17 protein-coding genes are annotated in these 16,937 nt (G+C 62.1%); 11 read left to right on the top strand and 6 right to left on the bottom strand.

Going from position 1 to position 16,937, the window contains the following annotated elements; all coding sequences use genetic code 11:
- Nucleotides 1-1,640 (top strand): TonB-dependent receptor domain-containing protein (locus AACS18_RS07730; RefSeq protein WP_108614060.1); only part of this gene is annotated, 1,640 nt, incomplete at its 5' end.
- Between the two features lie 109 nt (nt 1,641-1,749).
- The gene (locus AACS18_RS07725; protein WP_108614059.1) at nt 1,750-3,378 is read left to right on the top strand and encodes an alpha-amylase family protein; all 1,629 of its coding nucleotides are present in this window, start codon (nt 1,750-1,752) and stop codon (nt 3,376-3,378) included.
- An 82-nt stretch (nt 3,379-3,460) separates the two neighbouring features.
- Here the strand turns inward: AACS18_RS07725 and AACS18_RS07720 are convergent, their stop codons facing one another.
- Nucleotides 3,461-4,900 carry a RimK family protein gene (locus AACS18_RS07720; RefSeq protein ID WP_108614058.1) on the bottom strand — a complete coding sequence of 480 codons (1,440 nt, stop codon included), beginning with the start codon at nt 4,898-4,900 and terminating at the stop codon, nt 3,461-3,463.
- A 186-nt stretch (nt 4,901-5,086) separates the two neighbouring features.
- Here AACS18_RS07720 and AACS18_RS07715 point away from each other — a divergent pair, with 186 nt between their 5' ends.
- The 3 genes from AACS18_RS07715 to AACS18_RS07705 are packed head-to-tail and all read left to right on the top strand — an operon-like array spanning nt 5,087 to nt 6,688.
- Entirely contained in the window at nt 5,087-5,608 is a 522-nt protein-coding gene (locus AACS18_RS07715; RefSeq protein ID WP_108614057.1) for a GNAT family N-acetyltransferase, read from the top strand.
- 31 nt (nt 5,609-5,639) lie between these two features.
- Nucleotides 5,640-5,885 carry a DUF3624 domain-containing protein gene (locus AACS18_RS07710; RefSeq protein ID WP_005363187.1) on the top strand — a complete coding sequence of 82 codons (246 nt, stop codon included), beginning with the start codon at nt 5,640-5,642 and terminating at the stop codon, nt 5,883-5,885.
- A 56-nt stretch (nt 5,886-5,941) separates the two neighbouring features.
- A complete protein-coding gene (locus tag AACS18_RS07705) occupies nt 5,942-6,688 on the top strand; it encodes an SDR family oxidoreductase (protein WP_108614056.1) in 747 nt (248 codons plus the stop codon).
- 62 nt (nt 6,689-6,750) lie between these two features.
- Here AACS18_RS07705 and AACS18_RS07700 read toward each other — a convergent pair whose 3' ends face one another.
- Entirely contained in the window at nt 6,751-8,223 is a 1,473-nt protein-coding gene (locus tag AACS18_RS07700) for a C69 family dipeptidase (protein WP_108614055.1), read from the bottom strand.
- 473 nt (nt 8,224-8,696) lie between these two features.
- Here AACS18_RS07700 and AACS18_RS07695 point away from each other — a divergent pair, with 473 nt between their 5' ends.
- Both AACS18_RS07695 and AACS18_RS07690 read left to right on the top strand, forming a co-directional pair.
- Nucleotides 8,697-9,152 carry a hypothetical protein gene (locus AACS18_RS07695; protein ID WP_019446593.1) on the top strand — a complete coding sequence of 152 codons (456 nt, stop codon included), beginning with the start codon at nt 8,697-8,699 and terminating at the stop codon, nt 9,150-9,152.
- A gap of 143 nt (nt 9,153-9,295) precedes the next feature.
- Entirely contained in the window at nt 9,296-10,447 is a 1,152-nt protein-coding gene (locus tag AACS18_RS07690) for an iron-containing alcohol dehydrogenase (RefSeq protein ID WP_181363425.1), read from the top strand.
- 89 nt (nt 10,448-10,536) lie between these two features.
- Here the strand turns inward: AACS18_RS07690 and AACS18_RS07685 are convergent, their stop codons facing one another.
- From AACS18_RS07685 to AACS18_RS07675, 3 genes are all read right to left on the bottom strand, one after another.
- Nucleotides 10,537-10,995, bottom strand: coding sequence for a methylglyoxal synthase (locus AACS18_RS07685; protein ID WP_005363178.1), 459 nt, complete (start codon nt 10,993-10,995; stop codon nt 10,537-10,539).
- 184 nt (nt 10,996-11,179) lie between these two features.
- A complete protein-coding gene (gene bfr / locus AACS18_RS07680; RefSeq protein WP_005354959.1) occupies nt 11,180-11,656 on the bottom strand; it encodes a bacterioferritin in 477 nt (158 codons plus the stop codon).
- Nucleotides 11,657-11,800: 144 nt separating this feature from the next.
- The gene (locus tag AACS18_RS07675) at nt 11,801-12,007 is read right to left on the bottom strand and encodes a bacterioferritin-associated ferredoxin (RefSeq protein ID WP_005335965.1); all 207 of its coding nucleotides are present in this window, start codon (nt 12,005-12,007) and stop codon (nt 11,801-11,803) included.
- A 136-nt stretch (nt 12,008-12,143) separates the two neighbouring features.
- Here AACS18_RS07675 and AACS18_RS07670 point away from each other — a divergent pair, with 136 nt between their 5' ends.
- Both AACS18_RS07670 and AACS18_RS07665 read left to right on the top strand, forming a co-directional pair.
- The gene (locus tag AACS18_RS07670) at nt 12,144-12,455 is read left to right on the top strand and encodes an HlyU family transcriptional regulator (RefSeq protein ID WP_005335963.1); all 312 of its coding nucleotides are present in this window, start codon (nt 12,144-12,146) and stop codon (nt 12,453-12,455) included.
- Nucleotides 12,452-14,518: a tRNA(Met) cytidine acetyltransferase TmcA gene (locus tag AACS18_RS07665; RefSeq protein ID WP_108614053.1), complete on the top strand. Its 2,067-nt coding sequence runs from the start codon at nt 12,452-12,454 to the stop codon at nt 14,516-14,518. Before AACS18_RS07670 ends, AACS18_RS07665 begins: the two co-directional genes overlap by 4 nt.
- On the opposite strand, the gene AACS18_RS07660 is transcribed toward AACS18_RS07665, so the two are convergent.
- On the bottom strand, nt 14,505-15,224 hold the full coding sequence (locus tag AACS18_RS07660) for an SDR family NAD(P)-dependent oxidoreductase (protein WP_108614052.1): 720 nt from the start codon (nt 15,222-15,224) through the stop codon (nt 14,505-14,507). The two genes, AACS18_RS07665 and AACS18_RS07660, sit on opposite strands and share 14 nt — an antisense overlap.
- Nucleotides 15,225-15,427: 203 nt before the next feature.
- On the opposite strand from AACS18_RS07660, the gene AACS18_RS07655 reads away from it, so the two are divergent.
- Together AACS18_RS07655 and AACS18_RS07650 are read left to right on the top strand one after the other, a co-directional pair.
- Nucleotides 15,428-16,444 (top strand): chemotaxis protein, encoded by a 1,017-nt coding sequence (locus AACS18_RS07655; protein ID WP_100644989.1) that lies wholly within the window; start codon nt 15,428-15,430, stop codon nt 16,442-16,444.
- A gap of 174 nt (nt 16,445-16,618) precedes the next feature.
- The coding region (locus tag AACS18_RS07650) for a hypothetical protein (protein ID WP_181363424.1) at nt 16,619-16,937 on the top strand (319 nt) is incomplete at its 3' end.

Here is a 16,937-nt window from a genome sequence, read left to right as displayed (position 1 = left end):
GGATGGACCCGCCCACCGCCTATGTGTTCCCCCAATCCTTTGACCGGATCCGGGTGCTGAAGGGGCCGCAATCCCTCGAGCAGGGGGCCACCCTGGCGGGAACCGTGCTGTTCGAGCGGGACAGGCCCGAGTTCACCGCGCCGGGTCTCAAGGCCGATGCCTCGGCCCTCTATGGCAGCTTTGGCCGTGATGATCAGATGGTGGATATGACGGCGGGTTCGACCGACGGCTATCTGCGCGGTCAGTTCACCCACTCCGACAGCGACGATTACCGCGATGGTCACGGTAACAAGGTGCGCTCTTTCTATCGCCGCGAGAACGGGACCGCCCAGTTGGGCTGGACGCCGGGGGAGCACACCTGGCTGGAACTCACCGCCGAGCGCAGCAATGCCCGCGCCGCCTATGCGGACCGCACCATGGATGGCCCCATGTTTGATCGCGAATCCTTCGGGCTGAAGCTCAAGCAGGAGCAGATCACCACTCACTGGCAGCGCAGCGAGCTGACCCTCTGGGACAACTACATCGACCACATCATGGACAACTTCAGCCTGCGGCAAAACAGCGGCATGAAGATGCTCTCCAACCCGGATCGCCGCAACACCGGCGGTCGCTGGGCCAACGACATCGCTTTGCCTGCCGACTGGTTGTTGACCGCCGGGTTCGACAGCAACCGGGATCAGCACCGCAGTCGGAGTGGGGTCGACTATGCCACCAAGGATCGCCAGCGCACCCTGCGTTTCGAGCAGCAGGGCGGCTTCGCCGAACTGGGTCGTCAGCAGGGGGCTCACAGCTACAAGGGCGGTTACCGGCAGGATAGGGTCGAGACCACCCGTTATGGCGCCGGTGAACAGACCCTCTACAGCGATACCCTGAGTCTGAACAGCGGGTTTGGCCGCTACGAATATCAGTGGTCGCCACGCTGGTCCAGCTATCTGGCCTGGGGGCAGGCAGAGCGGGCGCCGGATTACTGGGAGCGCAGCAAGGACAGTACCCCGTTCACCCTCAACCCGGAGCGCAGCCGTCAGTGGGATGCGGGGCTGGCTTTGCGCAGCCGCGAGCTGGACCTGACCCTCTCCCTCTTTAGCGCCGACATCAAGGACTACCTGCTCTACAACAGCAAGTCGAACAAGGTGCGCAATATCGATGCCCAGACTCGGGGCGGCGAGCTGGAGGGGCGCTGGCAGTTTGCCGAGCAGTGGCGTCTCGATGGTGGTTTGGCGGTGGTCTATGGCGAAAACCAGAGCGACAACAAGCCGTTGGCCCAGATGCCGCCGCTCGATGGCAAACTGGCGCTGGGCTGGCAGCCGGACGAAGCGCTGAGTTTCACCCTGCTGGGGCGCGCGGTGGCGGCGCAGGATCGGGTAGATCTCTGGTCCGGTACCGTTGCGGGTCAGGATCAGGGCGAGACTCCGGGCTTCTTCACCATGAACCTGAGTGGCGCCTGGCAGTTTGCCAAAGGGTGGCAGCTCTCGGCCGGGGTGGACAACCTGTTCGACACCTTCTACTACGAGCACCTCTCCAAGTCGGTGCACGCCAGCCAGGCAGGGCTGGGCTACGAGCAGAGCGGCCGCATCCCCGAGCCGGGTCGCTCGTACTGGCTCTCGGTCAACTATCGTTTTGCCTCGGCGGGTGTGCTCTAACCAGTTGAGTCAGATAACGTTTTCAGTCACAGACACCGCTGTATGAGCATCGCTATCATGGTGATAAACAGGCGTATCAGACGCCTGCTCTCACAGCGGGAACATAACAATGAAACAGGGAACGTTGCGCTATGGCGGCCTGCTCGGGGCCGCCCTGTTACTTGCCGCTTGCGGCGGCAGCGGTAGTTCAGGTGGGGAGGGCGCTCCCCCCGTCGTCAATCCGCCGGTCACCCACCCTCCGGTCGCCACGGTCAGTCGTGCCTGCTATGGCGACGGTCAACCCGCCTGCAACCTGCGCATCTATCAGGTGATGGTGGAGTCGTTTGCCGATGGTGACGGCAGTGCCAACTATGGCGTCGGCTATGGCCCCTCCCAGCACAACGGCGATCTGCAGGGGATCATCGACAGTCTCGACCACATCAAGAGTCTCAACGTCAACGCCATCTGGCTCACCCCGGTGTTCGACTCCTGCGCTGGGCAAGGCGGCGATAACAAGCTCGATGCCACCGGCTACTTCGCCTGCGACTTTTTTACCGTTGATCCCAACTTTGGCAGCAATGCCAAGCTCAAACAGCTGGTGGACGGGGCGCACCAGCGCGGCCTCTATGTCTTCCTCGACGGGGTGTTTGGCCACGTCAACAAGGTGGGGGTGAGCAAGCCCTCGCCAGAGGGGCGTCTGCCAGCCCTCACCAGCGGCGGTGCCGGTTATCCCGGCCAGCTGGTGGATTACAGCAAGCCGGAGAGCCTCGCCTACTTCAAGGAGGTCGCCCGCTACTGGGTCGAGCAGTACGGCATCGACGGCTGGCGCCTCGATCAGGCCTATCAGCTTGGGCTGGATGATTGGCGCGCCATTCGCAGCGAGGTGGAGCAGGCCAGCGCAGCGCGCAAGGTCGCCGGTCAGCAGTGGGGCACTCTCGGCTACATGGTGGGCGAGGTGTGGAAGGGGGCTGACGACATTCGCGCCCAGGCTTACGGCAGCAGTGACAATCCGGCGCTCTCCTCGGCCTTTGACTTCCCGTTGCGCTACGGCATCCTGCAGGCGCTGGCGGTCGAGGAGTCCGGCAAGGGCGGGCAGGGGGCCAGCGTGCTCGATGCCAGCTGGAACAAGGTGGAGAACTACCCGAATCACGCCATGCCGAATCTGATGCTGGGCAACCACGATCTGGTGCGTTTTGGCGATCTGCTGGAGCGCGGCAACTTTAAATCGACCGAGTACTGGCAGCGCCACAAGGCAGCCTTCAGCTTTATGGCGGCCCGCTCCGGCCCCATCACCTTCTACTATGGCGAGGAGTTTGGCGACGAGGTGCCGGGCTTTGCCGCCAAGGTTGGTGGTGACTGCGCAGCGCAGGGCTTGTGCGACGATCATGTGGCCCGCAGCGATGGCAAGGTGCCCGCTGTCACCGGTTTTGTGCCGGGTAGCGAACAGGCCGAGCTGAAAGAGTGGCTCGCCCAGTTGCTGGCGATGCGTGCTGCCCACCCCGCCCTCTATCAGGGAGAGCGAGTTAAGCTGGTGGCCGAGGGCAGTCTCTATGGTGACATCAAGCAGACGGCGGGGGAGCAGATAGTCTACCTGCTTAACCTCTCCACCACGGCGCTCAGCTACAACCTGCCGACGGGCAAACTGCGCAGCGGCAGCGCGCTGGTGGATCTGCAGAGCGGCGAGAGTCTGGCTATCGGCGGCAGCAGCGTAACGGTGGAGATACCGCCCTTGAGCGGGCGTTTCCTGCGTCTGCAATAAGTCAGCCACAGCACGCTTTGATATGAGAGAGGGCCCCTTCGCGAGGCCCTCTCTGTCATTGTGGGCGACAAAGTCATGGTGGTTATACGGTGGTCTGGCCCCGGTTTTCCAGCCGCTGGCGGAAGGCGCGGGCCAGTCGCTCGTAGAGATCCTGCGTCTCCTTGTCTTCGATATCGCCGCGGATCCAGGGGTTGTCGACGATCTCCAGCAGCACGCAGTCGCGGCCCTGCTGGCGCAAATCGAGACCGTAGAGGCCATTGCCGAGCTGATGGACGGCGCGGCGGGCGGTCTGCAGCACTCGCTCCGGCACTTCGTTGAGCGGCAGCGCCTCGATCCGGCTCATGTCGAGGGGGTGCTTGCGGCGGCGAATGCGGTTGCCGGGCTCGGGTCGGTAGCGGCGACAGGCGAACAGCGGCGAGCCATCGAGAAAGCCGATGCGCCAGTCGAACTCGGCGGGGATCCGGCTCTGCACCAGCAGCAGGGCGGAGCGGCCCAGCCCCTCGTCCAGCAGGCGGGCCAGCTGTTGCTCGTCGCTGGCCATGGCCAGATCGCGCCCCTGTGCCCCGTCGGGCACCTTCACCATCAGCGGCAGGCCGAGCCGCTGTACCAGCTCATCCACATGGTGGCGGCCGCGGCGGGTGACCACCATGGTGGGCGGCATGGGCACGCCGCTGCGCACCATCAGCTCGTAGAGGTAGAGCTTGTTGCTGCAGGCCAAGATGGCGCGGGAGCTGTCGATCACCGGCATCTTGAGCTGTTCGGCGCGATGGGCAAATTCGAAGGTGTAGTGGCCGACCGCGGTTTCGGCACGCAGCCAGAGGGTGTCGAACTCCGGCAGCCGCTCTATGGCCGACGGTGGCAGGATCTCGGCCCGTATGCCTTGGACGGCGGCAGCCCGGATAAAGCGCTCCAGCGCCAGCCCGTCACTACTGGCACGGCCATCATCGGGATCCACCAGAATGGCTAGCTGGTAGAGCGGCGCCGCCTGCTCCTCGTCATCGGTCCCCACCAGCGCCTGGGCGTGGTGCAGCATCAGCTCCTTCTCGCTTTGGCTCAGCTCCAGCGGCGACAGGCTCTGCTGCTGGCGGACCGACCAGCCGTGGCGGCCGCGCTTGAGGGTCAGCTCCTGCAGCGGCAGCTGGCTCAGGCCGTAGTAGTAGCGGGCCAGCCCCGCCAGTTCGCTCTGTTCACACTGGCCGAAGATGGCACGTACCCGGATCCGATCCTCGCTCTGCTGGGCCAGCCACCCTTGTGCCTTGCGCCACAGTTTGGCCGGTGGCTGCTGGGGTTGCAGCCGGCTGATGGCCTGCAAACCCGGCAGGCAGTGGTGGCCGCGGGCCTGGGCCAGCAGCGAGCAGTAGTAGCCTGCGCTCAGGTGCTCCAGATTGCGGCAGAGGTTGATGATGCGGGGTCGGCCGCCGGTGGTCGGCACGCCATGTTGCAGATAGGTGCGGGCGGTCAGCAGATAATCGGCATGGCAAGGCCAGTCGCCCAGCTCTTCGACGATGACATAGGTATTCATATTTTCGGCTCCACAGATCAGACTGCCTGAACAGGCAGGATCCCCAGTGGGCTTCGATGCACCGACAAGCACGACAATGGCGCGAGGGGAAACAAGAGGTTACAGTGCCTAATATGACGCCTTGGTAACTTGTGATACAAGTCGCATTTTTGGTGCTGAGGATAAATAACCGAACAAGGACTCCCCGTGTTGACCGTACGTGCGGCCCGAACCGATGATCTGGGCGCCATCGTTAATCTGGAACGCTACTGTTTTCCTCCCGAAGTCGCCTTTGGCCGCAGCCGCTGGCACTATCTGCTGGCCCACGCCAAGGGGCGCACCCTGTTGCTGCTGGACGAGAAACATCAGCTGATGGGCTATCTCTGCCTGCTGGAGCACAGAGGCTGGGATCGGCTGGTCATTCAGGCGCTTGCCATCCGCTGGACAGTGCGTCGTCTGGGCTGGGCGCGGCGCCTGCTGGAGCAGGTGATCCGCGAGGGCAAGGCCGCTGGCTGGGGGGCGATCCGGCTGGAGGTGGCGGACGCCAACGAAGAGGCGCTGGCGCTCTATCAGGGATTGGGATTTCGTCCCCAGCAGCGGCTGGCGGACTACTATGGCCGCGACCAGCACGCCCACCGGCTGGTGCTGCCGCTGGTGAGCGACGAGGAGCGTGAGCGGCGCAGAGTGGCTCGCACTCAGGCTCGCAAGCCCTCTGCGCAGGCCAACTGACCATATTGAACGAGCAGAATCGAGGAGCAGGATGAGCTGCGACAACTGTCTTGCCACCGCCATCAGGGCAAAGCTGGGGCGCTGTCCGGTCTGCGCTGGCCAGACCTTCGTCATCGGCCTGATTGGCTGGTTGGTCTGGTGGTGGTGCGGCGCCGACACCTCGGTCAACGCCCTCACCGGCCTGCTGTTTGCGCTGGGTGGCTCGGGCCTGTTGCTGCTCCATCTGGTGGTATTTGTCTGGCGCAAGGCGACCGGACGTGAATTGAGCGATGAATGAATCTGAATAGATTCAAACAGATAAATAACAATATCGGTGTAGATATGGAGGTTTAGATGATTGCAATGGTAACGGGCGCCTCGTCCGGTTTTGGTGAAGCCATCAGCCGCCAGCTGGTGCAGGCGGGCTACAAGGTGATCGGCACCGGTCGCCGTGCCGAGCGGCTGGCTGCGCTGGCTGACGAGCTGGGCGAGCAGTTCCTGCCGCTGGCGTTCGACGTGCAGGACAAGGCGGCCACCCGCGCCGCTATCGCCAGTCTGCCAGCCGCCTGGAGCGAGGTGGATCTGCTGGTCAACAACGCCGGTCTGGCGCTGGGGCTGGAGCCGGCCCACAAGGCGGATCTGGAAGATTGGGAGCAGATGATCGCCACCAACATCAGCGGTCTGACCCTGCTCACCCGCCTGCTGCTGCCGGGCATGGTGGCGCGCAATCGCGGTCACGTCATCAACATCGGCTCCATCGCTGGCACTTACCCCTATCCGGGCGGCAACGTCTACGGCGCCACCAAGGCGTTCGTGAAGCAGTTCAGCCTCAACCTGCGCGCCGATCTGGCGGGTACCGCCATCCGCGTCACCAACGTGGAGCCGGGCCTGTGCGGCGGCACCGAGTTCTCCAACGTGCGCTTCCACGGTGACGATGCCAAGGCGGCCTCCGTCTATCAGGGGGTAGAGGCAATCCAGCCGGAAGATATCGCCAATACCGTGCTCTGGGTGAGCCAGCAACCGGCCCACGTTAACATCAACAGCATCGAGATCATGCCGGTGGCCCAGACCTTCGGCCCGCTCAATATCAGCCGTCGCTGAGCTTCCCGTTTGACGAAATGAGAAGAGGCACCCAAGGGTGCCTCTTTGCTTTGAAGAGCCGGTCACAGGCTCATGATCTTCTTGAACTCCTCCGGCGAATACTTCTTCTCGGTGCGCTTGGTGAGATCCGTCATCAGCTTGTAGCGCAGCGTTTTGGCCATCTGATAGGTCTGCTCCAATTGGCCATAGGAGTAGTCGGCAGCCAGCCCGATGGCGGTAGCCTTGTCGCTGGCATAGGCCTGCTTCAGGCTCTTGTCGAGGACGGCGACCTCCTTGTAAAGCTTGCTGCTCTCCTTGCTCCAGACGCCGCGCAGCAGCGGCAGGTATTTGTCCGGATCGGCGCTGGCCAGCGCAGTCAGGCTGCGGAACTGCCAGTAGGCGGAATCATCGGAGTAGCTGTCGCTGCCGGTGCGATAGGGCAGGGGATAGTTTTCCAGGGTGTTGTAGAGCGGCACCATCACAGATTCGGCCAGCACGCCATAGCTCTGCCAGATGAGCCCCTGCAGCTCTTTGGGCATCTCCTTGCGCAGCTGGATGACGTGGGATTCCAGCTGGCGATCGACGCGGATCGGCCGCTCCGCCTTGCCCGCCAGAGACGTGCCGTCATAGGTGGCGCTCAGCACCTTGGCCACGTCCGGCACGGCGATGGGGGCATCTGGTTTCATAAAGAGCGGATATTGCGCCTGCCGGGTCGCCTGTTTGTGGGAGGCGGTCAGCATTTTTTGGCCGAGCCACTCCCGATCCACGTTGTAGGGATCGGCAATCACTCCGAACGCCTTGGCGAAGTTGAAATCTTTCGGGTCGGCGTTATCCAGCAGTTTGTGCTCGCGCACGAACTCCAGCAGCTTGGGCGAGTGCAGCACATCGGCGCTGTCGAGATTGACGCCGTGGATCCGCAGACCGTTGGCCACCATGGCGTAGCTGTCGTCCGGTACCCGCACCGCAATCCAGTGGTGGCCGGAGCCAATTTCCATCAGCCAGGCTTCGTTCACATCTGCCAGATAGAGGCTGTTGCCCTCACCGGCGCCATATTGCTCCACATAGCGGCCGAGCAGCTCGACCCCCTCTTTGGCTGTTTTGACCTGCGGCAGGATCAGGGTCGGGATGATGGCCTCGATGACCCCCTTCTCGATCAGCGGATCGGCTTTCCGGGCCTTGTCGTTGACCTCGGCACTGGTGGTGGCCGAGATGGCGACGTTGAACTCGTTGATGCCGCGCTCTTCATAATATTTGCCTGCCGGATCGCTGGTGGTGGCATCCCAGTCGTGGATGGCGGAGTAGGCGAAAAATGCTTTGGGCATCGGCACTTCCAGCCCGTTGCCCAGTTTCCAGAGTTTGCCCTCGTTCTGCTGCGCGGGCCGGAAGGCGAGGTACTTGTTCCAGTTGTTGACGCCAAAATCCTCGTTTCTGGCGATCATTACGCTGCCGTCGGCGCTGGCCCCCTTGCCGACGATAAGGCCGGTACAGGCGTCGGCACTGGTGCCAAGCAGGGTGAGCAGGGTGGCGGAGAGAAGACTCAAGGTGTGTTTTTTCATAGGTGTACCCGAAGGGTTGCGGTGAGTGAGAGTCAGACGAGGGGATGAGGTGTGGGGAGGCTGCAACTCCGAACTGGCCGCGGAGTGAGCATGGCAGATTGGTCTGCCTGTTATTGGTTTTTCGAACAGATCATCCATGACACGGCTGGCTGGTTGTGATGTGCGCCAAAATTGTATTTCCGAGTGGTTGTTTATTTTGTGATCGAACTGCGGTTCCTGACTTTTCTCTGGCGTCGTGGTGTGCGGACGGCAAAATGTGCCAAAACAGCGTGAACTGGCAGCAGATGAGTCATGATTCTGACGCCAGTTTGCGTGGGGGGCGTGGCGAGATCCGCCATATCTCTGGATCTCGCACTATCTGACAAGTTGGCCTGTAACTTGCTGGTTTAATTGATAATGGTGGGGCATAACGCCCCATGTGACCGGATCAGCCTGTGCCCATTGCTGCAGATGCGCACTGAATTGGAGCCCCCATGGATATCAAACCCTACAGCCAGCAGCTTGCCCAGAGCGCCTCCAACAACCGCGCCCTCGCTACCCTCAACAGTGCCAGTAGCGGCGGTCAGGGCGGTGGCTGGGAGGAGATGGTCAGCCTCTCCACCCAGCGCATGACCGGCCAGGCCCAGCAGGTGCTGACCTACGAACATCTGGCCAAGAACAACAAGTTGCCACCGGCGCTGGATATGAGCTCCGACAAGGGGGGCGTGGTGCAGCAGCTGGTGGACAAGGCGCTTGGTTTCGATCGCAAGAAGTTCAACGAGATCGAAGAGAAGCTCAAGACCATCGCCGATAACAAGAAGCTGACGCCGGAAGAGCGTGCGGAGCAGAGCAAGCCGCTCAACGAGCAGCGAGAGGCGATGCTCAAGGAGGCGATGGATCGCCTGACCGGCAAGAAGAGCTCATCCAAAGATGAGGCCAAAACTGCCTGATCCTGCCGCTGTTCTGAGATCTACCCGGTCGGCACCGATGGGCCAGTGTCGACCGCCGATGGGCAAGCTTCTGCCACCTCTTTTGACCTCACCTCCCCACAGGCGCACAATGTCTGCGCATTGAGCCAGTCGAGGAGTCCGCCGTGTACAACTTCCAATATGCCAATCCGACCCGTATCTGTTTCGGCGAGGGGCAGATCGCCAGCCTGCCCGAACTGATCCCGCCCGGCAGCCGGCTGCTGGTGCTCTATGGCGGAGGCAGCATCAAGCAAAACGGCGTCTATGAGCAGCTGACCCGGGCGCTGGAAGGGGTGACGTGGCAGGAGTTCTCCGGCATCGGCGCCAACCCCAGATTCGAGCTGTTGATGGAGGCGGTGGCGCAGGTGAAGCGCGAGCGCATCGACTTCCTGCTGGCGGTCGGTGGTGGCTCGGTAGTCGATGGCACCAAGTTTGTTGCGGCGGCCGCCTGCTACGAGGGGGATGATCCCTGGGATATCTGCGGTAAACAGGCGAGTGTGCACAAGGCGCTGCCGATGGGCTGCGTGCTGACCCTGCCGGCAACCGGCTCCGAGAGCAATCCCACCTCGGTGGTGAGCCGGGGGGATGTGAAGATCTCCTTCAGAAGCCCGCTGGTGCAGCCGCAATTTGCGGTGCTCGATCCGACCACCACCTACAGCCTGCCGCCGCGCCAGATCGGCAATGGTGTGGTGGACGCCTTCGTCCATATCGCCGAGCAGTACCTCACCTTTCCGGTGGGGGGCGAGGTTCAGGACAGACTGGCGGAGGGGCTGCTGCAGGTGCTGGTGGAAAACGGCCCCAAGGCGCTGGCGGAGCCGACCAACTATCAGGTGCGGGCCAATCTGATGTGGGCGGCCAGTCTGGCGCTCAACGGCCTTATCGGTTGCGGGGTGCCGCAGGATTGGGCCTCTCACGCCATCGGCCATCAGCTGACGGCGCTTTACGGGCTCGACCACGGCCAGAGTCTGGCGGTGGTGCTGCCCTCACTGCTCCGTGAGCGGGCGAGCCAGAAGCAGGACAAGCTGGCCCAGTTTGCCGAGCGGGTGTGGCATTCGACCCGCGAGGACAAGGCCCTGCGCATCGAGGAGGCGATTATCCGCACCGAGCAGTTCTTCCAGAAGATGGGATTGGGTACCCGGCTGGCTGACTATGGCCTCAGCGAAAGTTGCATTCCGGCGGTCTGCTCCAACCTCAAGCGGGTGGGGCGCACCGGACTCGGGGAGCTGCAGGATATCGACCCGGATCAGGTGGCGCGGATCCTCGCCCGCGCGCTATAAGCCGGCGCCGGTTTGTGTCCCTGGCTGATTCATTTTCCCAATTAAAGAGGGCCGCTTGTTGCGGCCCTCTTGCATCACGGGTTAGCCGATCACTCGGTGCGCGCCTTGAGATAACCGGCGTAATCCGGGATCTGCACGCTGAAGGCCTGGCGCATATGGGGGCTGTCCATGATGAAGTCGGCGGTCGCTTCGTTGGTGGCGACCGGGATGTTCCAGACTGCCGCGAGGCGGAGCAGCGCCTTCACATCCGGATCGTGCGGCACCGCATTGAGGGGATCCCAGAAGAAGATCAGCACGTCAATCTTCCCTTCGGCAATCAGGGCGCCGAGCTGCTGGTCGCCCCCCATGGGGCCGGAGAAGAGGCAGGTGATGGGCAGTTGCGCCTTCTTGCCGAGCATGGTACCGGTGGTGCCGGTGGCGTAAAGATGGTGCAGCTTGAGCTCCTCCTTGCGCCGCATCACCCAGTTCAGCAGAGGGGTCTTCATGTTGTCGTGAGCCACCAGTGCCACCCGTTTGTGGGGCGCCATCTCGCGTGCAATCTGTTCCATGGAAATCGTCCGTAGCATTGTTATTGGCAGAGAGCCGTATCCTAATCGAAAGCCATGACAGATGCTGTGTCGGGCGTATTAACTGTGATCCTGTCGAAAAGTTTTCGGGTCATGCGACTCAAATATGGCGGACCAAATAAAGAGACCCGCGCTGGCGGGTCTCTTTGCTTGCTGGCCTGCTGGTTCAGGAGCCGTGATGCAGTTGCGACTGCTGATAGTTCTCCAGCCCGATGCGATCGATAAGGTCTAGCTGGGTCTCCAGCCAGTCCACATGCTCCTCCTCATCCTCCAGGATCTCCTGGAACAGGTCGCGGCTGATGTAGTCTTGCACCGACTCGGCGTAGGCGATGGCTACCTTGAGGTCGGGGATGGCATCCATCTCCAGAGACAGGTCGCAGCGCAACATCTCTTCCACCGTTTCACCGATACGCAGCTTGCCCAGATCCTGCAAATTGGGCAGCCCTTCGAGAAACAGCACCCGTTTGACCAGCTCGTCGGCGTGTTTCATCTCATCGATAGACTCGTGATACTCCTTGTGCCCGAGCGCCTTGAGGCCCCAGTCATCGTAGATGCGGGCGTGCAGGAAGTATTGGTTGATGGCAATCAGCTCATTGGCCAGCACCTTGTTGAGGTGGGCAATGATCTTGGGATCTCCTTTCATCGACAGTGCTCCTTGGTTCGTGCCTGAGGCTTCGATCGTTAGAGCTTAGTCCAGAAAAGTGACAACAAGAGGTCTGGCGAGCCAGCTCGCCTGAGAAAAGGGGTGACCCTGTTGGCGGGTCGCATCAGAAAAGAGGTGTCCGGATCAGGCCACTTCGTAGTAGAGCACGGGTTGCTCCTGCTCCATCTTGTCGAGTTCGGCAGCAATGATCTCCATGGTCATGCGCACGCATTTGCCACATTGGGCGCCCACCTCGAGCGACTGCTTGAGCTGGCGGAATTCGCTTTTACCTGACTGCACCGCTTTGCGGATCTGGGTATCTGTGATGCCGCGGCACAAACAGACGTACATGATGGTCACCTCTTGTGGAATGAGATGAAATCTAAATGAGAATGGTTCGTAGTGCAAATAACCATTGGTAATAAGATCCCCTGCTTGCCACTGTGTAACCCCTTGGGGACAATACTGGCAACCAAAGGAGATCACCATGCTCAAGAAACTGTTCAGCGCCCTGTTCGGGGGCGAGCCGACCAAGGCGCCGGAAGTCACTCCCACCGAATATGCTGGCTATCTCATCTATCCGGAGCCCATGGCAGAAGGGGGTCAGTATCGGTTGGCTGGCCGCATCACCAAAGAGCTGGACGGTGTGCTGCAAACCCACCGTTTCATCCGCTCCGATCTGTTTGTCAATCCGGCCGATGCCGAGCGTTTCATGGTGCAGAAGGCCCACACCTTTATCGATCAGATGGGAGATCGCATGTTCGAGCCCCGCAAACCGGCTGACAGCCAGGCTTCATGACGCCGCCTGAGCTCAACAGCCTGCGCGAGGCGCTGGCCCGCGCCGGTGAGCGGCGCCTGATCTGGCTGGAGGGGGAGGAGGCCGACTGCATTGCCCGTGCCCAATCCCTGCTCGGCGAGACCGTCTTCTGGCTGGGTGCCGGGCTCGAGAGTTATGCCCCGCAACCCGCCGCCAAGGCGCTGCAGCGGCTCGGTCAGGAGTGCGACACGCTGGTGTTCAACGCCTTCAGCGGCTTTCACCCCGACGCCTTCGGGGCGCTGGCGGGCACTCTATGCGCCGGTGGCTTGCTGTTGCTGCTGACGCCGCCCAGAGTAGAGTGGCCTTCATGGCCGGATCCTGACCGGATCCGGCTGGTGGCCCAGCCGGAGGAGGCGAGCCGTGCCGGCCACGGCTTTATCGCCCGACTGGTGCGGTTGCTGGAAGGTGATCCTGCCCTCTCTCTGGATCCGCCGGTTTGCTCGCAGCCGTGGCAACCGATTGGGCCCGAGCGCAGGCTGAGCAGCGATCAGGCACGGGCACTGCCCGCCATCCACAAGGTGTTGCAGGGTCATCGCCGTCGGCCGCTGGTGCTGAGCGCCGACCGCGGTCGTGGCAAGAGTGCGCTGCTGGGGCTGGCTGCCGCCGAGCTGCTGCGCCAGCAACCCTCGCTGAACATAGTTGTTACGGCCCCCTCGCAGGCAACGGTGGCGACCCTGTTTGCCCACGCCGCTTGCGGGCTAGATACTACGCCGGACCAGCTAACTGGGCTGAGCTACTGCTCGCCGGATCGGCTGGTACACGAGGCGATGAATCCCGATCTGCTGCTGGTGGATGAAGCGGCCGCCATTCCGACCCCGCTGCTCGAGGCCATGCTGGCCCGCCACAGCCGCATCGTGTTTGCCACCACCGAACACGGTTACGAGGGGACGGGGCGCGGTTTTCACCTGCGCTTCAAGCGGGTGCTCGATAGCCAGACCCCGGAGTGGCAGGAGATCCGCCTCTCTGAACCCATTCGCTGGAGTGAGCGCGATCCGCTGGAGCCGCTGATTTTCCGCCTGCTGGGGCTTGATGCCGAAGTGGTGGCGCCTATGTCGCCGACCAACCCGAGCTGGCGTCTGGTCAATCAGGAGGCGCTGGCGAGCGACGAGGCGTTGCTCAACCAGCTGTTCGGCCTGCTGGTGCTGGCTCACTACCAGACCACGCCGAGCGATCTCAGGTCCCTGCTGGAGAGCCCGGCTCTCGACATCCATCTGCTAGAGCAGGATGAGAGCCTGCTGGGGGTGGCCTTGGTGGCGCGGGAGGGGGAAATCGAACCTGAACTGGCCGAGGCGATCTGGGCCGGGCGCCGCCGTCCGCGTGGCCATCTGCTGCCCCAGTCGCTGCTGGCCCATGCCGGTTTCAAAACGGCGGGGGGACGCAGCTACGCCCGGGTGATGCGTATCGCCATCCATCCCGAGCTGCACCGCCACGGACTGGGTTCGCTGCTGCTTGGCAAGCTTGAGGAGCACTATCGCCAGATTGGCACCGACTACCTCGGCTCGGCCTTTTCGGCTAGCGCCGACCTGCTCCCCTTCTGGCGCAAGGCAGGACTGACGGTGCTGCGCATTGGTCTGCAACGGGATGCCGCCAGCGGCTGCCACGCAGCCCTGCTGCTAAAGGCGCTGAAACCCGAGCATGAGCCCGAGCTGGCTCAGTGGCAGCAGCGTTTCATTCGCCAGTTGCCGACCCTGCTGGCGGGCGAGCTTAAAGGATTGGATCCCGAGCTGGTATGGCAATGTCTGCAAGGCAGCACCGTCACCGCGCCGGAGCTTGGCGAGTTCGAGCGTGATGAGGTTGAGTGCTTTGCCCTGCATCACAAGCCGTTCGAACTGAGCCAGTCCAGCTTGCAGCTGTGGCTGGCGGGCAATCTGGTCCGGTTGGCCGAGATCACCCCGGATGAGCGTTATCTGCTGATCGCAACCATCTGGCAATACGCAGAGTGGGGGGCGCTGGCTGCGAGGTTGCAGCTGGCGGGCAAGCCCGCCGTGATCAAGGCGCTGCGGGCGCTGCTGGCGCGTCTCCTGATCTCCCCTACCACTCGATAGGTTTGCCCTGCCAGTCGAGAAAGCTCACCTCGCCATCCGGTTGCAGCCGGTTAATCAGGTTAACCAGATGGCCGGCTACCAGCTCGGGACTCTGCACATTTCCCACCGGTACATTGGCGTGAAACGGGCGGGAGAGTTGGGTATCCACTGTGCCGGGATGGAAGGCCAGCAATTTGACGCCGGGGGCCCGCCGGGCCAGCTCGATGGCGGCACACTTGAGCAGCATGTTGAGGGCGGCCTTGGATGCGCGATAGCCATACCAGCCGCCTGCTCGGTTGTCGCCAATGCTGCCGACCCGGGCGCTGAGAACGGCCAGAGTGCAAGGCTCGCGGCCAAACAGCGGTAACAACTGGCTGATCCAGCGCAGCGGCAGCAAGGCGTTGGTCTGGTAGAGGCGGGTCATGGCATCGAGATTGATTGCTTCCAGCCGCTTCTCCGGCTGAATTTCCCCCTGATGCAGTATGCCGTTGCAGATCACCACCCTGTGCGGTCTCGGTGCCAACTCCGCGATGCGGGCCACCACTTCTGTCATTTGCTCATCGCTGTAATCGCAACATAGCCAGTGCAGAGCTGGCGACGAGAGGCCCGCAGGTGCGGGTTGACGACTGATGGCAATCACTGGCCCGACACCCGCCGCCAACCAGTGTGTCACCAGAGCCGCCCCGATACCGCCAGAAGCTCCAACCACAACGACACCTTCACTCATCTCAGGCTCCTTGTGAGTACATGATGGATTTCACCATCAGCCAATGTTGTCTTGAGTGGCAGATACGATCGTGCCAGCCTGCGGGATCAAGCGGTTAAGGCTGCAATCTTGCCGAGATCCGAGCCGCTGGATGAATTCCATTCCTATACTGAGGGAAAACCGCAGCGGAGTGCTGCCTGCGCAACCAGAGCATGAGAGTCACCATGATGGCTAAAGACGGGGAAGAGCGTAAATCCATTCTGACCGAGAGCGGCACCAACGAGCTCGAGATCATCGAATTTCACCTCAAGAAGCAGCTGCCGGACGGGCGCGAGAAGATCGCCTACTACGGCATCAACGTCGCCAAGGTGCGCGAGGTGATCCGGGTGCCAGAAACCACAGATTACCCCAATGCCCAGCGCCATATGGTGGGGGTATTCTCCCTGCGGGATCGCCTCATCCCGCTTGTGGATCTGGCTGGGTGGCTCGGCATCAAGACCAACCCTGACCCCAGCCACAAGGTGGTGATCGTCACCGACTTCAACAAGATGGCCAACGGTTTTCTGATCGATAGCGTCAGCCGGATTCACCGGGTCTCCTGGGAGGATGTGGAGTCCCCCAGCCAGTTTCTGGAGGCGGGGGAGAACGACTGCGTGGTGGCAGTGGTCAGGCGTGATGGCAATCTCATCATGATCCTCGATTTCGAGAAGATCATCGCCGATATCAACCCCGAGCTCAGCATGGAGAAGTACGACGTCACCCAGGATCGCAAAGTGCTTATCGACGATCGCATGATGGCACTGCGTCAGGGTAAAACCATTCTGGTGGTGGACGACTCGGCCTTTATCCGCAAGATGATCGAGACCACTCTGCGCACCGCTGGCTACAACGTGATCACGGCCAAGGACGGCGGCGAGGGGTTGGAGATGATGACGGATTTCGATCGTCTGGCCCAGGAGGAGAGAATGCCGGTGACCGGCTTTGTCAACGCGGTGATCACCGATGTGGAGATGCCGCGCATGGATGGCATGCACCTGCTCAAGCGACTGCGGGACACCCCCTCCTACAAGGAGATGCCCATCGTGATGTTCTCCTCCCTGATGAGCGATGACAACCGCCAGAAAGCGCTACAACTGGGGGCCAACGATACCATCACCAAGCCCGAGATAGGGCGGATGGTAGGGATGATGGATCATATGCTGCTGGGGATCGCCCCGCCTTCGCCCGCCAACAACATCTGACCTGCCGTTAACTTGCCATTGGCCGGTCGAATCCACTGACCGGTGCCTCAAGCGGCCACTCCTTGCCAAGGAGTGGCCGCGCTGTTTTGGCTGTTTACTGCGATCCCGACGCCCCTTGTCTCCCGGATATGACTTATGTAATGATAATTATTATCATTTGTTGGTGTGAAGCATATGACAGCAACCTGGGTGAAGGGGTGGGTCGAGTCGACCGAAGGTGGCAGCAGCATGAGTCACTGGAAACAGCAGACCCGAGAGGGCAACCGGCTGTTTGACTGCGGCGAGTATCATCAGGCGTTGGCCCATTATCAGCAGGCGCTCTGGCTGGCTCGTCAGCAATTGGTGCAGTGGCATGACGCCGATGAGGCGGTGGCTGCGCTGGTTGTGGCTCACCATAATCTGGCGGATCTGCTGGTGGCCATGACCCTGCCCGATCGCGCCGCCGACCTGCTCTGCTATGTGCACGACTGCCTGCTGGCGACCTGTCACTCCC

The organism is Aeromonas sp. HMWF015 (genome assembly GCF_963878965.1).
Classification (GTDB): domain Bacteria; phylum Pseudomonadota; class Gammaproteobacteria; order Enterobacterales; family Aeromonadaceae; genus Aeromonas; species Aeromonas veronii.
The sequence above is the reverse complement of the archived record's forward strand: the minus strand, read 5'-3'. Positions and strand labels throughout refer to the sequence as shown.

Excerpts from the sequence above, each read along its gene's own strand:
- AACS18_RS07725 (WP_108614059.1), top strand. The coding sequence starts at position 1,750 with ATGAAACAGGGAACGTTGCGCTATGGCGGCCTGCTCGGGGCCGCCCTG.
- AACS18_RS07720 (WP_108614058.1), bottom strand. The coding sequence starts at position 4,900 with ATGAATACCTATGTCATCGTCGAAGAGCTGGGCGACTGGCCTTGCCAT.
- AACS18_RS07710 (WP_005363187.1), top strand. The coding sequence starts at position 5,640 with ATGAGCTGCGACAACTGTCTTGCCACCGCCATCAGGGCAAAGCTGGGG.
- AACS18_RS07705 (WP_108614056.1), top strand. The coding sequence starts at position 5,942 with ATGATTGCAATGGTAACGGGCGCCTCGTCCGGTTTTGGTGAAGCCATC.
- AACS18_RS07700 (WP_108614055.1), bottom strand. The coding sequence starts at position 8,223 with ATGAAAAAACACACCTTGAGTCTTCTCTCCGCCACCCTGCTCACCCTG.
- AACS18_RS07695 (WP_019446593.1), top strand. The coding sequence starts at position 8,697 with ATGGATATCAAACCCTACAGCCAGCAGCTTGCCCAGAGCGCCTCCAAC.
- AACS18_RS07685 (WP_005363178.1), bottom strand. The coding sequence starts at position 10,995 with ATGGAACAGATTGCACGCGAGATGGCGCCCCACAAACGGGTGGCACTG.
- bfr (WP_005354959.1), bottom strand. The coding sequence starts at position 11,656 with ATGAAAGGAGATCCCAAGATCATTGCCCACCTCAACAAGGTGCTGGCC.
- AACS18_RS07675 (WP_005335965.1), bottom strand. The coding sequence starts at position 12,007 with ATGTACGTCTGTTTGTGCCGCGGCATCACAGATACCCAGATCCGCAAA.
- AACS18_RS07670 (WP_005335963.1), top strand. The coding sequence starts at position 12,144 with ATGCTCAAGAAACTGTTCAGCGCCCTGTTCGGGGGCGAGCCGACCAAG.
- AACS18_RS07665 (WP_108614053.1), top strand. The coding sequence starts at position 12,452 with ATGACGCCGCCTGAGCTCAACAGCCTGCGCGAGGCGCTGGCCCGCGCC.
- AACS18_RS07660 (WP_108614052.1), bottom strand. The coding sequence starts at position 15,224 with ATGAGTGAAGGTGTCGTTGTGGTTGGAGCTTCTGGCGGTATCGGGGCG.
- AACS18_RS07655 (WP_100644989.1), top strand. The coding sequence starts at position 15,428 with ATGATGGCTAAAGACGGGGAAGAGCGTAAATCCATTCTGACCGAGAGC.